Source organism: Komagataeibacter europaeus LMG 18890 (assembly GCF_000285295.1).
In the GTDB taxonomy this organism is placed as follows: Bacteria; Pseudomonadota; Alphaproteobacteria; order Acetobacterales; family Acetobacteraceae; genus Komagataeibacter; species Komagataeibacter europaeus.
In genome coordinates this window covers 1-2,131 of record NZ_CADP01000234.1, presented here as the reverse complement: position 1 = coordinate 2,131, position 2,131 = coordinate 1, and the positions used below count along the sequence as shown (strand labels likewise).

The window sequence follows — 2,131 nt, the reverse complement described above, 5'->3', positions numbered from 1 at the left end:
CCTGCGTGCCGCCGGTATCGAGCCAGGTAATATTTATGATGATCGTGCATCCGGTAGCCGCGATGATCGGCCCGGCTTAGCTGCATGCCTCAAATCCTTGCGCGACGGCGATGTGCTGGTGGTCTGGAAACTCGATCGCCTCGGGCGCTCGCTCGCCCACCTGGTCAACACCGTGAAGGATCTGTCAGACCGCAGGATCGGCCTGCGTGTGCTGACCGGAAAAGGCGCTCAGATCGACACCACGACCGCATCCGGCCGCATGGTGTTCGGTATCTTTGCCACTCTGGCCGAGTTCGAGCGGGATCTGATCCGCGAGCGCACCATGGCTGGCCTTGCCGCAGCCAGAGCGCGCGGACGAAAGGGAGGGCGAAAATTCGCCCTGACCAAAGCACAGGTGCGTCTCGCCCAGGCCGCCATGGCGCAGCGCGACACGTCTGTTTCCGATCTGTGCAAGGAACTCGGGATCGAGCGCGTCACTCTATACAGATATGTCGGACCGAAGGGCGAGCTCAGGGATTATGGGAAGCGCGTTCTCAGCTTAGCGTAGGATTTCGCCCCCTCCCGCAAACGACCCCCAATAGGGTAATGGCATTGGGCGCTTGGCCGCGCCCTGGCGAATTGTTCCTGCCGTTTGTGGTTGGCCCCACAGATCGGCAGGGGAAAAGGGAATACTTGGCCGTATTCCCCTTAAAACTGGCAGTTTTTAACGACTTACAGCGATCAACAATCATGCATGACAGAAAGGAGGACCTGCACGATGCCTAACAGCATCAAACTGCCGCCAGTTAAGAGGGCGCACCCCATTGGGACCGGCATAGCCGGTAGCGTCTCGGCCTCTCCCTTGGAATAGGCTGACTGGATGGTATCAGGGGAAGAACATTAATTTGTTCTTCCCCTCCCTGCGGGACACCGATTGTCACTTCCGGCTTATGATCCGCACAAAGCGGCCCAATAAGCTGTCTTCTACGCGCGGCATCGGGGCACGATTTGCATGCGCCAAGTTGGCTTCCAGCGTAGCTATGCGCTCTCTCAAAGCTGCGTTTGTCTCTTTCTCGGTCAGAAGCTGACCCGTCAGTTCCTGTATCATTTTGGTATGGTTCTCCGTCAGTTCGACCAGTGGCCACAACGTAGCTTCCCGTATCCCCATATCGTCGGTTTTCTGCGGTTTTTTATGGGGAACAGGACTATCTTCGATCATATCGGAAGGGACTTCGATACGTACGACGCGATCATTCCCGCGCGTTCGCTTCCAACCGCCACGGCGCACTCTCTGCTTCACTGCTGCAAGACTGATGCCCCACTGGTCGGACAGTTCTTGATAGGTAAAGCGTTTTGCCATCCAAGCAGCCCCCGCAGCGTGTCCCAGAACCCTCTTACCCCATTGTAGCTACGCGTAGGTATCAAAAAGGTACGTTTCCGACACACTCACGCGGCATTGCGTCGAGAAGCAAAACCATACGCCCCCACGAAAGCCTCTCAAAAGCCGCCACACGCCCTTTAGGGCCAGAGAGGGGGAAGGATACCGGAACGCGGCCACAACGCCGCCCACGACGTTCTACGCGGTCGAAAAGGCAATGTTTCTTCCTCTCAAGCCCGATTGGTTATTGCCCCGGTTTCGGCAGTGGTAGCGGGTTGTCTTGATCGAGGCTGTTGGCCCATGCCTTGACCGCCTCGCCGCTGATCGTCAGGCCCGCATCCGCATCGGCCAAGGATCGGCGTGTTGCCCGATCCTTTTCGGCCTCATAGGCCAGGTAGGACGCCACGGCTTGCCGCATGATCCATGACCTAGGGCGTTCTATGGCTTCCCCATAACGGTCCATTGCGGCCACCAGATCAGCGGGCATCTGCACGCTGACTACCTGCTTTCCACCAGATTTATCGCTCATGATCCCACCTTAGTCGGTGTTAATAACGGATATTAATTCTCCGTCGCTGCCTGTCTCAAGCGAGATATTCCGAGCCGCTTCCTGCTTCCTGAGTAAATTTATGCTTCCTCGTTCCTCCTGGCGGTGCAGGTGTCGGGCGAGCGCAGCGCGGGAGGCCCGTAGGGCGCCAAAGGCGCCGACACCCTGAAAGCTGTTTGGCTTGTGAATTATCCACAGCGGCCATCCACAAGGCTTCGGTTTTTTTT

4 protein-coding genes are annotated in these 2,131 nt (G+C 57.6%); 1 reads left to right on the top strand and 3 read right to left on the bottom strand.

Annotated features, from left to right (window positions below; all coding sequences use genetic code 11):
• The first annotated feature begins 1 nt into the window (after window position 1).
• Complete coding sequence (locus tag GEU01_RS21030; RefSeq protein WP_343204072.1) at window positions 2-547, top strand: recombinase family protein; 546 nt, start codon at window positions 2-4, stop codon at window positions 545-547.
• A 369-nt stretch (window positions 548-916) separates the two neighbouring features.
• Here GEU01_RS21030 and GEU01_RS24085 read toward each other — a convergent pair whose 3' ends face one another.
• The 3 genes from GEU01_RS24085 to GEU01_RS27165 form a co-directional block, all read right to left on the bottom strand.
• Entirely contained in the window at window positions 917-1,339 is a 423-nt protein-coding gene (locus tag GEU01_RS24085; protein ID WP_157212916.1) for a hypothetical protein, read from the bottom strand.
• A gap of 262 nt (window positions 1,340-1,601) precedes the next feature.
• On the bottom strand, window positions 1,602-1,886 hold the full coding sequence (locus GEU01_RS21020; protein ID WP_026018922.1) for a CopG family ribbon-helix-helix protein: 285 nt from the start codon (window positions 1,884-1,886) through the stop codon (window positions 1,602-1,604).
• Window positions 1,887-1,895: 9 nt separating this feature from the next.
• Window positions 1,896-2,131: hypothetical protein (locus GEU01_RS27165; RefSeq protein ID WP_042711011.1), on the bottom strand; the 236-nt coding region annotated here is incomplete at its 5' end.